Annotated in this window: 15 protein-coding genes and 1 pseudogene; 5 read left to right on the forward strand and 11 right to left on the reverse strand. The window is 65.8% G+C overall.

Annotation, left to right across the window (positions count from 1 at the left end):
* Positions 1 to 46: 46 nt before the first annotated feature.
* The 4 genes from HUT07_RS11285 to HUT07_RS11300 all read right to left on the reverse strand — a co-directional run bounded on the left by HUT07_RS11285 (position 47) and on the right by HUT07_RS11300 (position 5,657).
* On the reverse strand, positions 47 to 3,217 hold the full coding sequence (locus HUT07_RS11285) for a multidrug efflux RND transporter permease subunit (RefSeq protein ID WP_176021023.1): 3,171 nt from the start codon (positions 3,215 to 3,217) through the stop codon (positions 47 to 49).
* A 127-nt stretch (positions 3,218 to 3,344) separates the two neighbouring features.
* A complete protein-coding gene (locus HUT07_RS11290; RefSeq protein WP_176021024.1) occupies positions 3,345 to 4,568 on the reverse strand; it encodes an efflux RND transporter periplasmic adaptor subunit in 1,224 nt (407 codons plus the stop codon).
* Positions 4,569 to 4,662: 94 nt separating this feature from the next.
* Positions 4,663 to 5,433, reverse strand: coding sequence for an SDR family oxidoreductase (locus HUT07_RS11295; protein ID WP_176021025.1), 771 nt, complete (start codon positions 5,431 to 5,433; stop codon positions 4,663 to 4,665).
* Entirely contained in the window at positions 5,430 to 5,657 is a 228-nt protein-coding gene (locus HUT07_RS11300) for a hypothetical protein (protein WP_176021026.1), read from the reverse strand. Before HUT07_RS11300 ends, HUT07_RS11295 begins: the two co-directional genes overlap by 4 nt.
* 147 nt (positions 5,658 to 5,804) lie before the next feature.
* Between HUT07_RS11300 and HUT07_RS11305 the strand changes: the two genes are divergently transcribed.
* Positions 5,805 to 6,836, forward strand: a complete 1,032-nt coding sequence (locus tag HUT07_RS11305; RefSeq protein ID WP_176021027.1) for a LysR family transcriptional regulator — start codon at positions 5,805 to 5,807, stop codon at positions 6,834 to 6,836.
* 27 nt (positions 6,837 to 6,863) lie between these two features.
* Here HUT07_RS11305 and HUT07_RS11310 read toward each other — a convergent pair whose 3' ends face one another.
* A complete protein-coding gene (locus HUT07_RS11310; RefSeq protein WP_176021028.1) occupies positions 6,864 to 7,760 on the reverse strand; it encodes a LysR family transcriptional regulator in 897 nt (298 codons plus the stop codon).
* A 119-nt stretch (positions 7,761 to 7,879) separates the two neighbouring features.
* On the opposite strand from HUT07_RS11310, the gene HUT07_RS11315 reads away from it, so the two are divergent.
* Positions 7,880 to 8,605: an SDR family oxidoreductase gene (locus tag HUT07_RS11315; protein WP_176021029.1), complete on the forward strand. Its 726-nt coding sequence runs from the start codon at positions 7,880 to 7,882 to the stop codon at positions 8,603 to 8,605.
* 169 nt (positions 8,606 to 8,774) lie between these two features.
* On the opposite strand, the gene HUT07_RS11320 is transcribed toward HUT07_RS11315, so the two are convergent.
* Positions 8,775 to 9,470 carry an OmpA family lipoprotein gene (locus HUT07_RS11320; protein ID WP_010484399.1) on the reverse strand — a complete coding sequence of 232 codons (696 nt, stop codon included), beginning with the start codon at positions 9,468 to 9,470 and terminating at the stop codon, positions 8,775 to 8,777.
* Positions 9,471 to 9,611: 141 nt separating this feature from the next.
* On the reverse strand, positions 9,612 to 11,027 hold the full coding sequence (locus tag HUT07_RS11325; protein WP_176021030.1) for a deoxyribodipyrimidine photo-lyase: 1,416 nt from the start codon (positions 11,025 to 11,027) through the stop codon (positions 9,612 to 9,614).
* 112 nt (positions 11,028 to 11,139) lie between these two features.
* On the opposite strand from HUT07_RS11325, the gene HUT07_RS11330 reads away from it, so the two are divergent.
* Positions 11,140 to 11,721 (forward strand): hypothetical protein, encoded by a 582-nt coding sequence (locus tag HUT07_RS11330; protein WP_176021031.1) that lies wholly within the window; start codon positions 11,140 to 11,142, stop codon positions 11,719 to 11,721.
* 263 nt (positions 11,722 to 11,984) lie between these two features.
* Here the strand turns inward: HUT07_RS11330 and HUT07_RS11335 are convergent.
* The 4 genes and pseudogenes from HUT07_RS11335 to HUT07_RS11350 form a co-directional block, all read right to left on the reverse strand.
* A pseudogene (locus tag HUT07_RS11335) lies at positions 11,985 to 12,119 on the reverse strand (inorganic diphosphatase); the annotation flags it as partial.
* Between the two features lie 10 nt (positions 12,120 to 12,129).
* A complete protein-coding gene (locus HUT07_RS11340; protein ID WP_176022536.1) occupies positions 12,130 to 13,479 on the reverse strand; it encodes a metallophosphoesterase family protein in 1,350 nt (449 codons plus the stop codon).
* 11 nt (positions 13,480 to 13,490) lie between these two features.
* Positions 13,491 to 14,609 carry a phytase gene (locus tag HUT07_RS11345; RefSeq protein ID WP_176021032.1) on the reverse strand — a complete coding sequence of 373 codons (1,119 nt, stop codon included), beginning with the start codon at positions 14,607 to 14,609 and terminating at the stop codon, positions 13,491 to 13,493.
* Positions 14,609 to 17,167 (reverse strand): TonB-dependent receptor, encoded by a 2,559-nt coding sequence (locus tag HUT07_RS11350; protein WP_176021033.1) that lies wholly within the window; start codon positions 17,165 to 17,167, stop codon positions 14,609 to 14,611. Before HUT07_RS11350 ends, HUT07_RS11345 begins: the two co-directional genes overlap by 1 nt.
* 152 nt (positions 17,168 to 17,319) lie before the next feature.
* Here HUT07_RS11350 and upp point away from each other — a divergent pair, with 152 nt between their 5' ends.
* Together upp and HUT07_RS11360 are read left to right on the forward strand one after the other, a co-directional pair.
* On the forward strand, positions 17,320 to 17,952 hold the full coding sequence (upp, locus tag HUT07_RS11355) for a uracil phosphoribosyltransferase (RefSeq protein ID WP_089240393.1): 633 nt from the start codon (positions 17,320 to 17,322) through the stop codon (positions 17,950 to 17,952).
* A 118-nt stretch (positions 17,953 to 18,070) separates the two neighbouring features.
* A complete protein-coding gene (locus tag HUT07_RS11360; protein ID WP_176021034.1) occupies positions 18,071 to 18,364 on the forward strand; it encodes a PsiF family protein in 294 nt (97 codons plus the stop codon).
* Positions 18,365 to 18,512: the final 148 nt, after the last annotated feature.

Consider the following 18,512-nt stretch of genomic DNA (forward strand, 5'->3'; position numbering starts at 1 on the left):
AGGGGGAAGCGGGCGCCGGTGGTTGCCGGCGCCGCTGTTTTCCATGTCAGTGGTGGATGGTCGGCTCGCCGTGCTGCACCAGCTGGCCACCACCGTTGCGGGTGACGAACTTGCGCAGTGCCACGTAGAACACCGGGGTCAGGAACAGGCCGAACAGGGTCACGCCCAGCATGCCGGCGAACACGGTGATACCGGTCACCGAGCGCACTTCGGCGCCAGCACCATGCGACAGCACCAGCGGCACAGTGCCGGCGATGAAGGCGATGGAGGTCATCACGATCGGGCGCAGACGCAGGCGGCAGGCTTCCAGTGCCGCTTCGACGATGCCCTTGCCGCCCATCTCCAGCTCTCTGGCGAACTCGACGATCAGGATCGCGTTCTTGCACGCCAGGCCCATCAGCACCACCAGGCCAACCTGCACGAACACGTTGTTGTCGCCGCCGGTCATCCATACACCGAACAGCGCGGACAGCAGGGTCATCGGCACGATCAGGATCACCGCCAGCGGCAGCGACCAGCTTTCGTACAGCGCGGCCAGCACCAGGAACGCCAGCATGATCGCCACCGGGAACACGATGAAGGCCGCCTTGCCCTGGGTCGCCTGCTGGTAGCTCAGGTCGGTCCATTCGGTCGCCATGCCCACCGGCAGCACCTTGGCGGCGATGGCAGTGAGGTTGTTCATCGCTTCGGCCGAGGACAGCACACGCGGGTCGGCTTCACCGGCCAGGTCAGCGGCCGGGTAGCCGTTGAAGCGCAGCACCGGGTCCGGACCGTAGGTTTCCTTGACGGTGACCATCGAGCCGATCGGCACCATCTCGCCACGATCATTGCGGGTCCGCAGCTTGCCGATGTCCTCGACGCTGTCACGGAACTGGCCATCGGCCTGTGCGATCACCTGCCAGGTACGTCCGAACTGGTTGAAGTCGTTGACGTACGCCGAACCCAGATAGGTCTGCAGCGTGTCGAACAACTCGGTCAGCTGTACGCCTTGGGCCTTGGCCTTGACACGGTCCACCTCGGCATCCAGCTGCGGCACGTTGGCCTGGTAACTGGTGATCGGGAAGGCCATGCCCGGGGTCTGCGCAACCGCGCCCTGCATCGACTGCACCGCGTTCTGCAACGCGCCATAGCCGAGGTTGCCACGGTCCTGGATGAACATCTGGTAGCCGTTGCCGTTACCGAGGCCGAGGATCGGCGGCGGCATCATGGCAAAGGCGAACCCTTCCTGCAGGCCTGCGATCTTCTGGTTGATCTCCGCATTGATCTGCGCGGCGGTACGGCCATGGCGCTCGCTGAAGGGCTTGAGCGGAATGAACGCGACACCGGTGTTGGGCGTGTTGGTGAACTGCAGGGCATTCAGGCCCGGGAACGAAATGGTGTGGGCCACACCGTCAGTTTCCTGGGCGATCTTGGCGACCTTGCGCAGCATTTCATCGGTACGCGCGATCGACGAACCCTCCGGCAGCTTCACACCAGCGATCAGGTACAGCTTGTCCTGGGTCGGAATGAAGCCCGGCGGCACCAGCTTGAAGATGAAGCCGGTACCGACCAGCAGCACCGCGTACACCACGAACACCGCACCACGACGGCCGAGGATCTTGGACACGCCACGCTCATACTTTTCCGAGCTGGACTTGAAGAAGCGGTTGAACGGACGGAACACCCAGCCGAACAGACGGTCGATGATGCGGGTCGGGGCATCCTTCGGCGCGCCGTGCGGCTTGAGCAGGCGGGCGGCCAGGGCCGGCGACAGGGTCAGCGAGTTGATCGCCGAGATCACCGTGGAAATGGCGATGGTGACCGCGAACTGCTTGTAGAACTGACCGGTGACGCCCGACAGGAACGCCATCGGCACGAACACCGCACACAGCACGAGCGCGATGGCGATGATCGGCCCTGACACTTCGCGCATCGCCTGATGCGCAGCGGCCAGCGGCGTCAGGCCTTCTTCGATGTTGCGTTCAACGTTTTCCACCACCACGATCGCGTCATCGACCACGATGCCGATGGCCAGCACCAGGCCGAACAGGCTCAGTGTGTTGATCGAGAAACCCAGCAGGTACAGCGCGCCGAACGTACCGACGATCGACACCGGCACCGCGATGAGCGGGATGATCGAAGCACGCCAGGTCTGCAGGAACAGGATCACCACCAGCACCACCAGCGCGATGGCTTCCAGCAGGGTGGATACCACGGCCTTGATCGAGTCGCGCACGAAGATGGTGGTGTCATACACCGCTTCGTACTTCACGTCGGCCGGCATGGTCTTCTGCATCTCGTCCATGCTGGCCATCACCGCATCGCGGATCTCCAGCGCGTTGGCGCCGGGGGCCTGGAAGATGCCGATACCTACCGCGTTCTTGCCATCCAGCTGCGAGCGCAGGGTGTAGTCGCCGGCACCCAGTTCGACCCGAGCCACGTCCGACAGCCGCACCACTTCACCGTCGGTGCCGCTCTTGAGCACGATGTCACCGAACTCCTGCTCGCTGCGCAGGCGACCCTGGGCATTGATCAGGGTCAGGAACTGGCTGTTGGGCATCGGCTCGGCGCCGAGCTGACCGGCCGAGACCTGCACGTTCTGCTCACGCATGGCACGCACCACGTCACTGGCGGTCAGGCCGCGCGCAGCAACCTTGTCCGGATCCAGCCAAGCGCGCATGGCGTAGTCGCCACCGCCGAAGATCTGCGCATCACCCACGCCCTGGATACGTGCCAGCGCATCCTTGACGTGCAGGCGGGCGTAGTTGCGCAGGTACAGGGTGTCGTACTTGCCGTTGGGCGAGGTCAGGTGCACCACCATCAGGAAGGTGGGCGACTGCTTCTGGGTGGTCACGCCTTGCCGGCGCACGTCCTCGGGCAGTCGCGCCTGGGCCTGGGCGACACGGTTCTGCACCTTCACTGCCGCTTCGTCCGGGTCGGTGCCCGGGCGGAAGGTGATGGTCATCTGCAGCACGCCGTCCGAACCGGCCACCGACTTGAGGTAGATCATGCCCTCAACGCCGTTGATGGCCTCCTCCAGCGGGGTGGCTACGGTTTCGGCGATCACCTTGGGGTTGGCGCCCGGGTAGACCGTGCGTACGACCACCGACGGCGGCACCACTTCGGGGTACTCGCCGATGGGCAGCATCGGGATCGAGATCAGGCCGGCGGCGAAGATCACGATCGACAGCACCGCCGCGAAGATCGGCCTGTCGATGAAGAAACGGGAAAAGTCCATGGAAGAATTCCTGGAAAAGGCCGTCGGCGGGCAACAGCCGCCCTGCCCCTCGCCAATCTGGCGAAGGCAGTGACGGCTGCCGCTGGCACCGGCAGCTAAGCGGGTACGCGAATCAGGAGACGGCGGATCAGTGGTTCAGTGCGGCAGTTGCATCGCGACCCGGCGCCGGCGCAGCGGTGGGCTGCATCGCCACCGCCTTCGCCTGCACCGGCATACCGGGCATGAAGACTTTCTGCACGCCATCGATGATCACCTTGTCACCGGCGGCCAGACCCTGCTCAACGATGCGCAGGCCTTCGGCGGTGCGGCCCAACTGGATGTCGCGGCGCTGGGCCTTGCCATCCTTGTCGACCACGTAGACGTACTTGCGGTCCTGGTCGGTCAGCACGGCCTTGTCGTCGATCAGCATGGCCTGGAACTGGCCGCTGCCGAGCAGCTGCACGCGGGCGAACAGGCCCGGGGTGAACTGGCGGTCGGCGTTGTCCAGCAGCGCACGGACGCGGATGGTGCCGGTGCTGCGGGTCACCTGGTTGTCGAGGAAGTCGACCTTGCCCGTGTGCGGATAGCCTTCTTCGCCGGACAGGCCGACCTTCACCGGCAGCTCGCTGTCGCGCTCGCTCGGGCGTTCGCCCTTGCGTGCCATCTGCGCATACCGCAGGAAGGTGCTTTCGTCGGCATCGAAGTAGACAAACACCGTATCCAGAGAGACCAGCGTGGTCAGCACGCTGGCGCTGTCGCCGGCGGTGACCAGGTTGCCGGCGGTGACCATCGCGCGACCGGCACGGCCGTCGATCGGCGCACGCACCTTGGTGAACTCCAGGTTGAGGCGGGCTGCATCCAGGGCGGCCTGCGCAGCCTGCACTGCCGCACCGGACTGGTCGGCGGCCGCGCGACGCTGTTCAGCCGTCTCGGTGGAGATCGCCTGCTGCTCGGCCAGGCGCTTGGCGCGCTCGGACTCGCTGCGGGCCAGGGTGGCCTGGGTGCGTGCACGGGCCAGTTCGGCGTTGGCGCGATCGTACTCGGCCTGGTAGCTGCGGGCATCGATGGTGAACAGGACGGCGCCCTTCTTCACTTCTTCGCCTTCAACGTAGTTGACCTTGTCGATGTAGCCGGACACGCGGGGGCGCAGTTCGACGCTCTGTACGGCCTCGACGCGACCGCTGAAGTCGTCCCACTGGCTGACCTGCTTGAGCAGCACGGGGGCGGCGCTGACCTGCGGCGGGGGCGGTGCGCCAGCTTCTTCGGCATGGCCACCGCTGCAGGCAGCCAGGACGGCGGCAGCGAGGATCGACACGCCAGCCATCGCCAGGCGATGACGGAAACGATGTGGAGTGGTGTTGGGGGAAGTCATGGCATGCATCCGTACGGAGGGGTGGTACAGCTATTTGAGAATTGCTATCAACTTTTTTCGGCGGCGTATCCTGCGACCTCAACCAAGGTCGAGGTCAAGCAACGCCTGCGGTATCGCGCCACAGCGGCGGTATTTCCAGATGCAGCAGGCCGCGTGGCAGTTCGGCATCACTGCTGTCGCAACGGACGATGGCGCGGTTGTCGCGGCAACCGTCGAGCAGGGAGACCACGCGGCGGCCGACCAGCAGCGAACTCGGCCATTCGATGCAGGCGTTGGCAGCGTTGGCCGGGGTGCAGACCGGGCTGCACACTTCCAGCATCTGCGCGCGCACACCTACGGCCTGCGCTTCCTGGTGCACCACCTGCGCGTACATGCGCATCGCCGCCGCGGTGATCGAGCTTTCGCCGTAGCCCGCCCACGGCTTGACCGCCGCCGGGCTGCCGATCATCACGTAGCGGCGTGCATGCACGTTGTCCTGCAGCAGCGGCAGCAGGTGACGCACCGCATGCACGTGCGGCATCAGATCGGCCTGCATCGCGCCGAGCAGTTCGTCGCCGTTGCGATCGACCACACGGCCGCGCCGATACGGGCCACCCACTGCGGCGATCACCGCCGCCAGCGGGCGCGGACGCTGCGCGATGCGCTCGGCCAGCGCGCGTGCCGAACCGTCATCACTGAGCGAGCCCAGCATCGTCTGCAGGCCCGGCTCATCGGCGAACTGCTCGTGCAGCGCAGCCAGCCGGCCCGGATCGCGGCCGACCACCAGCACCGGGCTGCCAGCCTCCAACAGTGCGCCAACCACGCCCTGGCCAACGGCACCGGTGCCGCCCAGAACCAGGACTTCGGGCGTCAGCATCCCATTCACGGGACATTTCCTCCCAAATCCGGGATAGTCCCAATTCGGCGCAGTCGGTCACCCTTGTGCGGAACCAGACGGATGGCGCCGCCACGCTGCTGACGCATGGGCGCGGTAAACTCACGAAAGTCCTTGTGCACCAAGGAACTCGGACGGGCTTCGACGGTCATCGCCAGGTCCAGGGCGTTCTGGCCGGCGTTCCGGAGTCGGGCAAGAATGTTGCGCAGGCTCATGGCGGACGGGCTCCAATTAACGAATGGCGCCACGATAGACCTCAAACCCCTACTTGATTAGTCCTGATTAAGGGGAATAATCATCCCGTCCCCGGTCCAATCGTTCTGTCACGATTGCCCCATCCCCGACGTCCAGGATCCCTGACCATGTCCCACGATCTCAACGAGACGCTGATCTTCGTCAAAGTGGTCGAGCAAGGCAGCTTCATTGCCGCTGCCAAATCGCTCGGCCTGCCCAAGACCACGGTCAGCCGCAAGGTGCAGGAACTGGAAACGCGCCTCGGTGCGCGCCTGCTGCACCGGACCACGCGCCGCCTCGGACTCACCGAGGCCGGCTCGATCTATCACGAGCATTGCCAGCGCATCGCACGCGAGCTTGAAGAGGCCGAAAGCGCGGTAAGCCAGCTGCAGTCCGGCCCGCGTGGCTGGCTGCGCTTCACCGTGCCCTATTCCATAGGCATCACCTGGATCGCACCGCTGCTGGGCCAGTTCCATGCGCAGTACCCGGAGATCCGCCTGGACATGCACATGGGCAACGAGAAGCTGGACCTGATCGCCGGCGAGGCCGATCTGGCCCTGCGCGTAGGTGCCCTGCCCGATTCCAACCTGGTGGCGCGCAAGCTCGGCAGCCTGCGCACGCAGGTGTTCGCCAGCCCGGCCTACATCGAACGCTACGGCGAGCCGCTGCATCCGGAAGAGCTGCAGTTCCACCGCATCCTGGCGATGCGCAAGCCGTACCACACGGGCAATTCACCACGCTTTACCTGGCAGCTGGGCGAGAACGGCGGCGAACTGCGCGACTTCCCGGTGACGCCGCTGATGACCGCCAACGACATGTCTGCGCTGAACGGCGCGCTGGTGTGTGGCGAAGGCCTGCTGTTGACCGGCGACGTGATGGCCAAGCCGTTCGTCGAATCGGGCATGGTGCGCCGCGTGCTGGCTGGCTGGACCGGGCCGGAAGTGGATTTCAACGCGGTGTTCGCCGGCGGCCGCCTGGTCTCGCCGAAGGTGCGCGCGTTCGTCGATTTCCTGGTGGAGAAGCTCAACTTCGACGCCAACTACATGCTTGCGCAGTGCCCCGGTGCAAAGCTGGCGCAGCAGCAGAAGGAACAGGAAGAAGCGGCATTGGCCAGCAGCGGCAAGCGGATTCTGGAGAAGGTCGCGGCTTCCGCGGCATGATCGAGGATATCCACGCATGGCGTGGATCTACCCAGGCCGCTGTGCGAGCACATGCTCCACCAGCGCGCGCAGCTTCGGCTCAGCCTGGCGACGGCTGGGGTAGTACAGGAAGAAGCCCGCGAACCGCGGGCAGAACGCATCCAGCAGAGACACCAGTTCGCCGCGCTGCAGCCAGGGACGCCAGGTCTCTTCCATGCCGATGGCCAGCCCTGCGCCGGCCAACGCCAGCCTGAGCATCACACCCATGTCGTTGCTGGTGATTTCCGGCTGCACGTCCGCGCTGAACTCCCGGCCACGCTCTTCGAATTCCCAGCGATAAGGTGCCCTGCCCGGCGCACTGCGCCAGCCGATGCAGCGATGGGCAGCCAGCTCGCGGGGATGGGCAGGCAGCACGTGTGCGTCGCGATAACCCGGTGAGCACACCACGAGCTGACGCTGCCGCGCTGATACCGGCACGGCGACCATGTCCTGGGCGATGACTTCCCCCAGCCTCACGCCGGCATCGAAGCCTGCACCGACGATATCGAACGCTTCGTCGGTGACGGTGATGTCCAGCTGCAGCGCTGGATAGCGTGCGGCGAAACTGGCCAGCATCGGGCCGGCCAGGAACGCCTCGGCAATGGAGGACACAGCAAGCCGCAGCTGCCCGGAAACGGCAGCCTGACGGCGCACGCTGGCCTCCAGCGCATCGTCCAGTTCCGCCAGTGCTGGCCTGATCGAAGCCAGCAGCGCCTGACCGGCGTCGGTAAGGCTGACACTGCGGGTAGTGCGCAACACCAGGGCAGCGCCCAGCGACTGCTCCAGTTTGGCGATGGTCTGGCTCACCGCCGAACGGGTCACCCCCAGTTGTTGGGCCGCGCCGGTGAAGCTGGAACAGTCGGCCACCCGCTGGAAGACAGCCAGGGCATTCAGATCGACGGCCATTGGTTAGAAACCCTGAACAAGGTGATCAGCGGTCGCCATCTTATCGCGACAAGGTGTGCGGTCTACCGTGGCTGCACCGGGCACGACCCGGCATTCCCCAACCCTTCAGAGACACCGCCATGACCCCTTCCCGAACCATTCTGATCACAGGCGCCTCCAGCGGCATCGGCGCCGGTATCGCCCGCTCCCTCGCTCGACCCGGCGCACGCCTGGTGCTGGGGGCCCGCCGAGTGGACCGTCTGCAGGCACTGGCCGACGAACTGCGCCAGCAAGGCGCTGACGTGCGGGTTCACGCACTGGATGTGACCCAGCGCGCGCAAGTCGAGGCGTTCGCCGACGCCGCGCGGCAGCACTTCGGCTCGATCGATGTGATCGTCAACAATGCCGGTGTGATGCCTTTGTCCCGGATGGCGTCGCTGAAGGTGGAAGAATGGGACCGGATGATCGACGTGAACATTCGTGGCGTGCTCTACGGCATCGCTGCCGTGCTGCCCGGCATGATCGCGCAGCGCAGTGGGCAGATCATCAATATCGCCTCGGTGGGCGCATTGACCGTGTCGCCGACGGCGGCGGTGTACTGCGCGACCAAGTACGCCGTGCGTGCGATTTCCGAGGGCCTGCGCCAGGAACACCGCGAACTGCGGGTGACCTGCATCCATCCTGGCGTGGTTGAAAGCGAGTTGGCCAACAGCATCACCGATCCCGCCGCTGCCGAGTTGATGGTCGGCTACCGCGCCATTGCGCTGCAGCCGGATGCGATTGGGCGCGCGGTACGGTTCGCCATCGAGCAGCCGGCCGATGTGGATGTGAATGAGATCGTGGTGCGGCCTGTCGCGACGATGTGAGCGGTTGGCCCAGCGTCTGGCAAATACCGACCTTGGTCGGTAGCGTTGGGAAAAGCTGCGAACGGAAGCGCTATCGGCGTGCCGGGCAAGCCCGGCACCTACAAAAAATGCCGCCTGCAAGGGCGGCATTTTCGTTCCGGCTGCGCCGGAACAGCAATAACGCTGCGCGTTATTGCTTCAGCGGAATCACGCGGATCTCGACGCGGCGGTTCTTAGCGCGGCCGGCATCGGTGCTGTTGTCGGCAATCGGATACGACTTGCCGGCGCCCAGGGTCTCGATGCGCACGCTCTGCACGCCCTGGCCGATCAGGTATTGCGCCACCGAATCAGCACGTTCCTTGGACAGACGATTGTTGACCGCGTCGCTGCCGATGCTGTCGGTGTGACCGACCACTTCGATCATGGTCTGGTTGTAATCGCGCAGGGTGCCGGCCACGCCGTTGAGCGAGCCGTAGAACTGCGGCTTCAGGGTCGACTTGCCGAAGTCGAAGGTGATGCCGTCCGGCAGGTTCAGCATGATGTTGTCGCCCTGGCGCTGCACATCGATGCCGGTGTTGGCGGTGCGCTCGCGCAGCGCGCGCTCCTGGCGATCCTGGTATTGACCCACGGCGGCGCCACTGAGCGCACCGATGCCCGCGCCGATCAGCGCATGCTGGCGACGTTCGGTCGCGCTGTCGCCGGTCAGCAGGCCAGCGGCCACGCCGATGGCGGTGCCGATCAGGGCGTTGCGGCCGGTGCGGTTCTGCTGCTCGGTCGGGTTGCCGTACTGGTCGCTCTGCACATAGGAGCCGCCGGTGGCGCAGGCCGACAGGACGGCCGCGCTCATCAGGGCCAGTGCGACGTTGCGGGTGGTGTTGCGGATCATGGTGTTCTCCTTGGTTTCCGGTCGGGCCGGCGGCTTGCGGGCGGCAACGAGGATAAACAGCCGGACGCGATGTCGGGATGATGATCGTACCGGTCGACAGGGACGTGTTCAGCTAGCTGTCTGGACCGCTCAGCCAGCGCTTTACCCGGCCGCCGACTGGCGGTAGGCCGCCAGTGCCGCATCCCGGCCGGCGGCCAGGTCTACCAGTGGCGTGCGCGGGTACCCAGGCGCACGTTCGGCCAACAACTGCGGGTGCTGCCACGGCGCGAAGCGTGCCTTCACCGGCAGCGCCGCCAGTTCCGGCACCCAACGGCTGATGTAGCGGGCCTGTGGATCGAACTTCTCGGCCTGGGTTACCGGATTGAACACGCGGAAATAGGGAGCCGCATCGGCACCGGTGCCGGCCACCCACTGCCAGCCCATGGTGTTGTTGGCCAGATCCGCATCCACCAGCGTATCCCAGAACCAGCGCGCGCCGTGCAGCCAATGCGCACGCAGGTGCTTGCACAGGTAGCTGGCCACGATCATCCGCACCCGGTTGTGCATGTAGCCGGTATGCCAGAGCTCGCGCAGGCCAGCATCAACGATGGGCACACCGGTGTTGCCGCGCTGCCAGGCGTGCAGCTGGGCAGCGCTGGGGTTGGCCCAGGGGAAGCGATCAAAGCGCGCATTGAGGTTGTCGGTCGGCGTCTTCGGGAAGTTGTGCAGCAGGTGGTAGGCGAAGTCGCGCCAGCCGAGCTGGCGCAGGTAGCCGTCGATGTCGGCGTCGGTACCAGCGCTGCGCAGGCCTTCCAGCGCGTGGGCGATGCGCCATGGGGCGATCTCACCGAAATGCAGATGCGGTGACAGCCGCGAGGTGCCCGTGCGATCGGGCAGGTCGCGCTGCTCGCGATAGCCGCGCAGCGCACCGTCCTCGAAGACGGACAGCGCCTCCAGCGCACCGGCCTCACCCGGCTGCCAGTGCTCCCAGAAGCCGGAGTCCCAGTCCAGCGTCGGCGCCAGCTGAAGGTCATCCAGTGCGAGGCTGTCGACCACGTGCGCCGCCAGTGCCTTCGGTGCGGCCTGCAGCGCCGGCAGGCGCCAATGACTGAGTACGTTGCGCCAGTACGGCGTGAACACTTTGTACGGCTGGCCCTGCTGGGTGGCGATATCCCAGGGCTCGAACAACAGGCTGCCGTTGCAGCTCTGCGCATCGACGCCCTGCTCCCGCAGCGTGCGCTTGATGGTGGCGTCGCGCGGTTGCGTCGCCGGTTCGTACTTGCGGTTCCAGTACACCGCCTCGGCGTGGGTCTGTTCGATCAGCGCCTGCAGGGTCGGCAGGCTGTCGCCGGCACGCAGCACCAACGATGAACCCCGCGCACGCAGGTCGGCATCCAACGCTGCCAGCGAGCGATGGCGCCACGCGTTCGACGCAGCACCCGGCGCCCAGTCGCCCTCTTCGTACGGCGCGTGGATGTAGACCGGCACCACATCGTGGCCCGCGTCCAGCGCCGCCTGCAGCGCCGGATTGTCCTGCAACCGCAGGTCCCGACGGAACCATACCAACGCTACCGACACGTGCACTGCCTCTCTGTCTCTGGGCGGCCATGATAGCTATTGAGGGTGAAGGCGATGCGTGCGACCGGCTCTGCTAGGCTGCGTGCTCTTCCGCTTTCGCCCTGCCCTCGTCATGGATGATCTTCGCGCCACGTTTGCCCGCTTCGGCCGCCTGCAACCGCAATCCGCTGACGCGTGGCAAGGGCCGTTCCCGTTGCCAGACGCGCTGGCTGGATTCTATGCGCGCGTCGGCCCGTTCGGTGTGGTGTTCAATCCTGCCAAAGGCCCCAGCGGCATCACCGTTCCGGGCGTGGAGGTGTGGCTGCCGCCGCTGCAACGCCTGTGGGCGTATCAGGCAGGCTACCGCTGGAATGGCATTGATGGCGAGCCGATCAGCGACTGGCCAGCGCACTGGCTGGTGATCGCCGACCGTGGCGCCGATCCCCTCATCCTCGACATCAACGACGGCCGCGTGCTGTTCGCCCGTCATGGCGCGGGGCACTGGGACGGCGGTGACTTCGTTGCGGACGTGCTGACGCTGATGGCCGCGCTCGCCGCGGCGGGGAGCGTGTATCTGGATGCCGATGAGGATCTGTACAGCGATGACGACGACGGTGGAATCCGTCCCGTTCATCGCACAGCGGCGCTGCGTGCGGTCACTGCGGTGCTGGGCAGCACGGACGAAGCAGAACGGTTCCTGGATGCGATGCAGTAGATCCACGCCATGCGTGGATGGTGTACCGGAAGGCTCAATCCACGCATGGCGTGGATCTACTTCATGGCTTCCCTCATCACCCACCCGACTTTCTTTCCTGCGGCGCCTGCTTCGGCGCTGCTGGGTGGTACGGATGAAGCAGAACGGTTCCTGGACGCGATGCAGTAGATCCACGCCATGCGTGGATGGTGCACGGGAAGATTCAATCCACGCATGGCGTGGATCTACTTTTCGAGCCGCTGCATGGCTTCGCCCATCTTGTTTTCCTGCGGCGCCTGCTTCGGCTGAGCGGTCAGGAACGGATGCAGTACCGTATCCGCAGCGGCCACCGCGCTGCCCATCAGCAACAGGGCAACGGCAATGGCGGCCATGGGGGCGAAGCGGGGGCGCGTGCTCATCGGTCTGTCCTCACTCCCAGCAGCGGTCGGCACGACCCTTGGCGGTCTGCGCACGCGGGCAGTCGCGTGGCGTGATGCGGCCTTCGGTCAGCTCCGTGCGCTGCTTGCCACCGTTGGCATCGCGGCGCAGTTCGAAGGCATCGTAGAGACGGCCGGTCACGGTGCGTGCTTCATAGCGCAGGTGCTGCGGATCGATGTTCAACACCTGGAACAGCTGGGTGTCTTCGGCCACCGGGTCCATCGTCCTGCGCGCTTCGTCGGAAAGGCGGTACTGCTTCGGTCCCGCCACGGTAACCACATACTGCGGCGTCGCGGCCTGCCCTTCACCACGGCGACCATAGGTGTGATCGTGGCCCTGCAGCACCAGGTCGACGTTGTGGCGGCGTACCACCGGCAGCAGCACGTCACGCAACGCGGCGTTCTCGCGCCCTTCGCGCGGCGAGTAGAACGGCTGGTGCAGCAGCACGATGGTCCACGGCTGCGGATTGCCGGTCAGCACCTTGTCCAGCCACTGTGCCTGTGCCTTGGCGGTGCCCAGGTCGAGCGCCGACGTGCCATCGACCACGGCCACGCGCACGCCCTGCGCATCGAACCAGTAGCTGGTCTGCTGGGCGGCGGTGGCGCCATTGCCCGGCAGCGCGAACGTCACCGGCCAATGCTTGCCCAGCACGCGGCGCTCCTGCGGAGTGTCCTCGAATTCCTCGAAATACTCATGATTGCCGATCGCCGGGGCTACCAGGGTTTCCTGCGCCAGCCAGCTGGTGGCAGCGAACCACTCACCCCATTCGCTGTCATCCATGTTGTCGCCACCGCTGACCAGATCACCGGCGAACAGGCTGATCCGTGCATCCGGAGCAGCCTTCTGTGCGGCCCGCACCACCCGGCTGACATGGCTCACGTTCTTGTTCTGGGTATCGCCGAAATACAGCAGGGTCAGCGGCTGGTCGGCCGCGGCCAGCGTGCGCAGCTGGTTCCAGGCGCTCCAGCTGCCGTTACCCTGTACGCGGTAGACATACAGAGTGTCCGGCTGCAGGCCATCGATGTCGGCGCGATGATGATGCGACAGACCATTCTCGGTCTGCAGCAGCTGGGTCTTCGCGCGCACCTCGCGGATGCCCTCGATGGCCGGCGAATCGTCGGCCAGTGCGATCTGCAGCAGCGGCGACTGCACACTGCCATCGGTGCGCCAGGCCACCGCAAAACCGTGGGCGGGGTCGACCGACGGAGAGGCGACGATGCGATCCGGCACCGGTGCGGCCGCGTAGTAACGGCTGCCCGACGGCACCTGGGTGTTGGGCTCGGCGGCCGCCGGCGCCAGCGACGGCAGGGCCAACAGCAGGCCGAGCGCAAGCGCGCGCATCGAACGCCCGCTCAAGAACCGCACTCCAGCGGCAGGGCCAGCTGCTTTGCAATGCTCTCCCAGTCGAACGCCACCACGCCCTGGTCATCGTGCACCGCATACAACGCGCCGTGCGGGAACCGCGGCGTCGGCTGCTGCATCATCCAGATGCCGTCGGTGTTGGCCACGGTATTGCCCTGGAACGCGCCCACCGGCTTCAGCGTATGGCGGTCGAACAGATGGAACACGCTGCGCTGCTTGCCCTGCTCGGTGGTGATCCACCAGCCGTCCTTGCCGCAGGTGCGCAACATCACGCCTTCGGCCTGCGCCTTGAACACGTCCCGACCGAAGGTGGTGCCGGTGAAGCGTCCGGCCAGGGTGTAGACCTTGAATTCGCTGGCGTAGCTTTCGTCCTCTTCGGCGATCAGCAGGCGATCATTGGCCGGATCACCCCAGATCGATTCGACCACGCGCAGCGCGCCGGCTTCGCTGGTATCACCGATGCTGGCCGCCAGCGTTGCCTGGACCTGAGTGCCGTCGCGGATCACGTGGTACTGGCGCACGCGCTTGTCCAGCTCGGCCAGCGGCGGCAGGATGTCCTTGCCCTGCGCGTCCTCGCCGTTGTCCCAGGAGTCGGTGACGTAGACGCTGTAACCATCGGCGCGACGGTCCACCCACAGGCCGTAGGGCTTGCGCAGGTCGTCGGCACCGAAGGTGGCCAACGGAGTGAAGTCCGGCAGTGACAGCACCTGCACACGGTGGTTGTCGCGCTCGACGATCCACAGCAGGTCATCGGTCACTGCAATGCCATTGGGACGATCGAACTGGCCAAGGCCGGCGCCGGTGCTGCCGACCTCACGCAGGTGCTGGCCATTGCTGCCGTCGTAGACCACCAGCTTGTCGGTGGCCTTGGCCGTGGCAATCAGCCAGGTCTTGCCATCCGGTGCCTGCCAGGCAGCCGGCGAATCGATGTTGTCGGCCGGGGTCATCGGAGTCAGGAACGCCTCGGCGATGGTCGCCACCTTGCGCTCCGCGGTTGCCGCAGCGTCAGTGGCTGCAGCCGCTGCCGGCACCTTGTCTGCTGCCGGCGAGCAGCCGGCGGCAAGAACGGCTGCCAGCGAGGCGGCCATCAGGGTCATGCCGCGCACCATCACAGTGCCACCTTCAGGCCAACGGCGTAGGTGCGGCCATATTCCTCCAGCTGCAGGGTGCGCGAGCGCGTGCCCTGGTACAGCTCCAACGGCTTGTCCAGCAGGTTCTGCGCTTCGAAGTACAGGCTCACGTTCGCGTTGAACTTGTAGTCAAGCGAGAAGTCGAGCTGGGTGTTGGGTGCCACGTAGATATCGAACGCACGGCCCTTGCCGATCGTGTCCAGGTACTCGCTGCGGTACACCGCCGCCAGGCGCGTGCTGAGGCCGTACTTTTCATAGCCGATGTGTGCGCTGTATACGTGCTTGGAGGCGCGCGGCAAGGTGAAGTCCTCACCGGCGCGATCCTCGATGCCGGCGTCGAATCCGGTGTCCAGCCAGGTGCCGCTGGCGCCCACCAGCAGGCCGTCCAGGCCGGCGGGCAGGAAGGCCAGCTGCTGCTGCCAGTTCAGCTCCGCACCCCGCACCGTGGCCTTGCGGCCGTTGATCGGCTGGGTCACGTCGAAACCGCCGTACGCCGGATCATTGGTACGCACGGTCTGCACGATGTAGCCGTCGATGGACTTGTGGAACAGACCGAGCGAGACGATGCCGGTGCTGCCCAGGTACTTCTCGACCGACAGATCGATGTTCTTCGACTCGTACGGGTCCAGCTCCGGATTACCCAGGCGCACTTCCTCGTCGCCGCGGCTGTAGCCGACGCGCGGCGAGATATCGCCGAAGGAGGGGCGCGAAACCGTCTTGTTGGCCGAGGCACGCAGCACCCAGTCGTCGGCCGCGTCATAGCGCAGGTGCAGGCCCGGCAGCACGTTGGTGTAGCTGCTGTTGGCAACGCGCGGGGTCACCGTGTAGCTGCGGCCGTTGGCAGCCACATCGACCTGGTTGCCCTCGGCCTTGAAGCGGGTGTTCTCCACGCGCACGCCACCGATGATGCGCAGCGCACCGACATCCCAGGTACCCATGGCATAGCTGGCGAAGATGTCTTCACTCGCGGTGTAGTCCTCTTCCAACGACGTCATCGCATTGGCGCCGACGTCCTGCGGACGGGCGCTGTACTGGCCGCCGTTGGCCGCCCAGAACGCACGCATGGCGTCCGAATCCATGCCGTCACCCAGAGTGCCGTGGCGGTGGTCGGGCGAGCCGGTGGTCCAGCTCGACAGCGCGACCTTCGGGCCGACGCGCAGCTCGCTTTCGTCGACGTTGACGTCGCGATCGCGCCAGCGCCCCAGCACACCGAACTTGATGCTGCTGGTGTCGCCGTCGAAGCGTACGTTGACCTGCGCACTGTGTTCCTTGTCGTTCACCTGCTTGGGCGAGAGCACGAAGCGATCGAACGCGTAGCTGCCGTTGTCCAGCCACTGCGGATTGTCGAAGCTGTAGCTGGGCAGGCGGCTGCTCTGGTCCAGGGTGCCGTTGAACGCCTTGCCGTTGAGCTTGAAGCGCGCCTCCATCTCATCGTTCACCCGCTCTTCGGTACGGGTGAAACCAACCTTGTAATCGACCACCGCGTTGGTCAACTTGTTCTCGCCGCCCAGGCTGGCCGCGAAGGTGTTCTCTTCCTTGGTGCGGTAGCGCATGCGCTTGTCGATGGAATCCTTCGGCATGCCGTCCAGCCGGTACTGGTCGGTACCGGTCTTGACCATCTTCGCGTCGTCGAAATTGAAGATCACGCGCTGGCGGGTTTCGGCATCGTCGAACTGGCTGTACAGCGCACGCAGGTAGTACTTGCTGTCCTCGTTCGGGCGCCAGTCCAGGTTGAGGTTGGCGCCGATGCGCTTGCGCTCGATTTCGTACTTGCGGTGCTGCAGGTTGATCGCGGTGACGTCGCCCGGCGCAGCATCGTCCTCGCCGTCGTACTCCACTTCGGTATTGTCCGACTCGAACGTGCGCTTCTGGTAGTTCACACCCAGCGCCACGCCGAAGGTGTCATTGAACACTTCGCTGTAGTTGAAGGCAGCCTTCGGGCTGGTTTCGCCGGACAACTGCTGGTGGCTGGCTTCGATCTTGCCACGCAGGCTGCGGCCATCACGATCGAAGGCCGAGGCCGACTCGACCAGGATCGCGCCGCCGATGGCGTCGCCCGGCATGTCCGGGGTCGGCGACTTGACCACGCGCAGGCGCTCGGTCGAATCGGACGGAATCACATCCAGCGGCGCAGCACGGCTGGAATCTTCCGGGGTGCCGATGGCGATGCCGTCGACGCTGACGCTGTTGAGGTTTGCATCCAGGCCACGCACCACCACGAAACGGCCTTCCCCCTGGTCGCGGGTCACGCTGATGCCCGGCAGGCGCTGCAGCGACTCGGCCACGTTCTTGTCCGGGTACTGGCCCAGCGCGTCGGAAGACACGGCGTCCTCGATGGCATCGCTGCTGCGCTTGAGGTCAACCGCGCGGACCTGCGATTCCAGCTGTGCACGCACTTCGATGCGGTCCAGATCGGTCGCAGCAGCGGCACCGCCTGCAACTGCAGCGGAAGCGGTTTCGGCCGCCAGCACCGACGGGCTGGCCGTCACCAGCAGCGAGAGGCTGATTGCCAGGCCCAACGTGTTCTTCTTCTGCACAGCTATCCCCAACGGTGTAAAGATTGGGTCAGCACGGTATGTCCGCGAGGTTGCATGGGCATGACACCGGTGGAGCCCGGCCTGCCGGACCGGCTCGGCAGCACCGCGCATTCCGCTTAAAATGGGGCTCTCCCCTTCTGCCAGACCCTCCCATGAAGATCGTCGAAGTGCGCCACCCGCTGGTGCAGCACAAGATCGGCCTGATGCGCAACGCCGCGCTCAGCACCAAGGATTTCCGCGAACTGGCCAACGAACTTGGCACGCTGCTGGCCTATGAGGCCACCGCCGACCTGGAAACCGAGCCGCATACCCTGCCGGGCTGGTCCGGCCCGGTCACCGTGCAGCGCATCGCCGGCGCCAAGATCACCGTGGTGCCGATCCTGCGTGCCGGCCTGGGCATGCTCAGCGGCGTGCTGTCGCTGATTCCGGCGGCCCGCGTCAGCGTGGTCGGCCTGCAGCGCGATGAAGAAACCCTGCAACCGGTGCCCTACTTCGAGCGTCTGACCGGCCGCCTGGAGGAGCGCGATGCGCTGATCCTCGACCCGATGCTGGCCACCGGCGGCACCCTGATCGCCACCATCGACATGCTCAAGCGCGCTGGCGCCCGCCGCATCAAGGGGATCTTCCTGGTCGCCGCGCCGGAAGGCATCGAAGCCGTCAAGGCCGTGCACCCGGACGTGGAGATCTACACCGCCGCGATCGACGCGCAACTCAACGAAAAGGGCTACATCCTGCCGGGCCTGGGTGATGCCGGCGACCGCATCTTCGGTACCCGCGTGGGCTGAGATCGACCGGGATCGGAGCGCTTTCGAAAGCAAGTGCTCCACCTGCTCCAGGCACCTTCACGCCGGCTTTGCGGCGACGGGCGAATGCTCCGCGCACCCGCCCTGCCCTGGAGCCACCATGAAAGCCTCTTTCCTGCTCGCCGCCGCCCTGCTGGTCAGCCTCCCGCTTGCCGCCAACGCAACCACCCCACAGCAGCAGCGCATGGCCGACTGCTCGGCCAAGAACAAGGGGCTTAAAGGCGACGCCTACAAGTCCGCGCAGAGCGCATGCCTGAGCTCACACGCAGCCGCCCCGGCAACCCCCACCACGCCGCAGGAACGCATGAAGAAGTGCAACGCCGACGCCGCCACCAAGAAGCTCGCCGGTGACGCCCGCAAGACCTTCATGAGCAGCTGCCTCAAGGCATCGTAAGAACAGCGAAGAAAGGCCCATCCACGCATGGCGTGGATCTACTGACCGTCACCTCGAACCTATGCGCGCATGGCGTGGATGTACTGGCCACCGGAAAACGGTCGAAGGTGGGGCGGTGTCGGATTGCGGGGTGTCAGCCGCATGGATG

Source organism: Stenotrophomonas sp. NA06056 (assembly GCF_013364355.1).
Lineage (GTDB): Bacteria > Pseudomonadota > Gammaproteobacteria > Xanthomonadales > Xanthomonadaceae > Stenotrophomonas.

Excerpts from the sequence above, each read along its gene's own strand:
- HUT07_RS11315 (WP_176021029.1), top strand. The coding sequence starts at position 7,880 with ATGACCCCTTCCCGAACCATTCTGATCACAGGCGCCTCCAGCGGCATC.
- HUT07_RS11285 (WP_176021023.1), bottom strand. The coding sequence starts at position 3,217 with ATGGACTTTTCCCGTTTCTTCATCGACAGGCCGATCTTCGCGGCGGTG.
- HUT07_RS11340 (WP_176022536.1), bottom strand. The coding sequence starts at position 13,479 with ATGCGCGCGCTTGCGCTCGGCCTGCTGTTGGCCCTGCCGTCGCTGGCG.
- HUT07_RS11320 (WP_010484399.1), bottom strand. The coding sequence starts at position 9,470 with ATGATCCGCAACACCACCCGCAACGTCGCACTGGCCCTGATGAGCGCG.
- HUT07_RS11330 (WP_176021031.1), top strand. The coding sequence starts at position 11,140 with ATGGATGATCTTCGCGCCACGTTTGCCCGCTTCGGCCGCCTGCAACCG.
- HUT07_RS11290 (WP_176021024.1), bottom strand. The coding sequence starts at position 4,568 with ATGACTTCCCCCAACACCACTCCACATCGTTTCCGTCATCGCCTGGCG.
- HUT07_RS11300 (WP_176021026.1), bottom strand. The coding sequence starts at position 5,657 with ATGAGCCTGCGCAACATTCTTGCCCGACTCCGGAACGCCGGCCAGAAC.
- HUT07_RS11310 (WP_176021028.1), bottom strand. The coding sequence starts at position 7,760 with ATGGCCGTCGATCTGAATGCCCTGGCTGTCTTCCAGCGGGTGGCCGAC.
- upp (WP_089240393.1), top strand. The coding sequence starts at position 17,320 with ATGAAGATCGTCGAAGTGCGCCACCCGCTGGTGCAGCACAAGATCGGC.
- HUT07_RS11345 (WP_176021032.1), bottom strand. The coding sequence starts at position 14,609 with ATGGTGCGCGGCATGACCCTGATGGCCGCCTCGCTGGCAGCCGTTCTT.
- HUT07_RS11360 (WP_176021034.1), top strand. The coding sequence starts at position 18,071 with ATGAAAGCCTCTTTCCTGCTCGCCGCCGCCCTGCTGGTCAGCCTCCCG.
- HUT07_RS11305 (WP_176021027.1), top strand. The coding sequence starts at position 5,805 with ATGTCCCACGATCTCAACGAGACGCTGATCTTCGTCAAAGTGGTCGAG.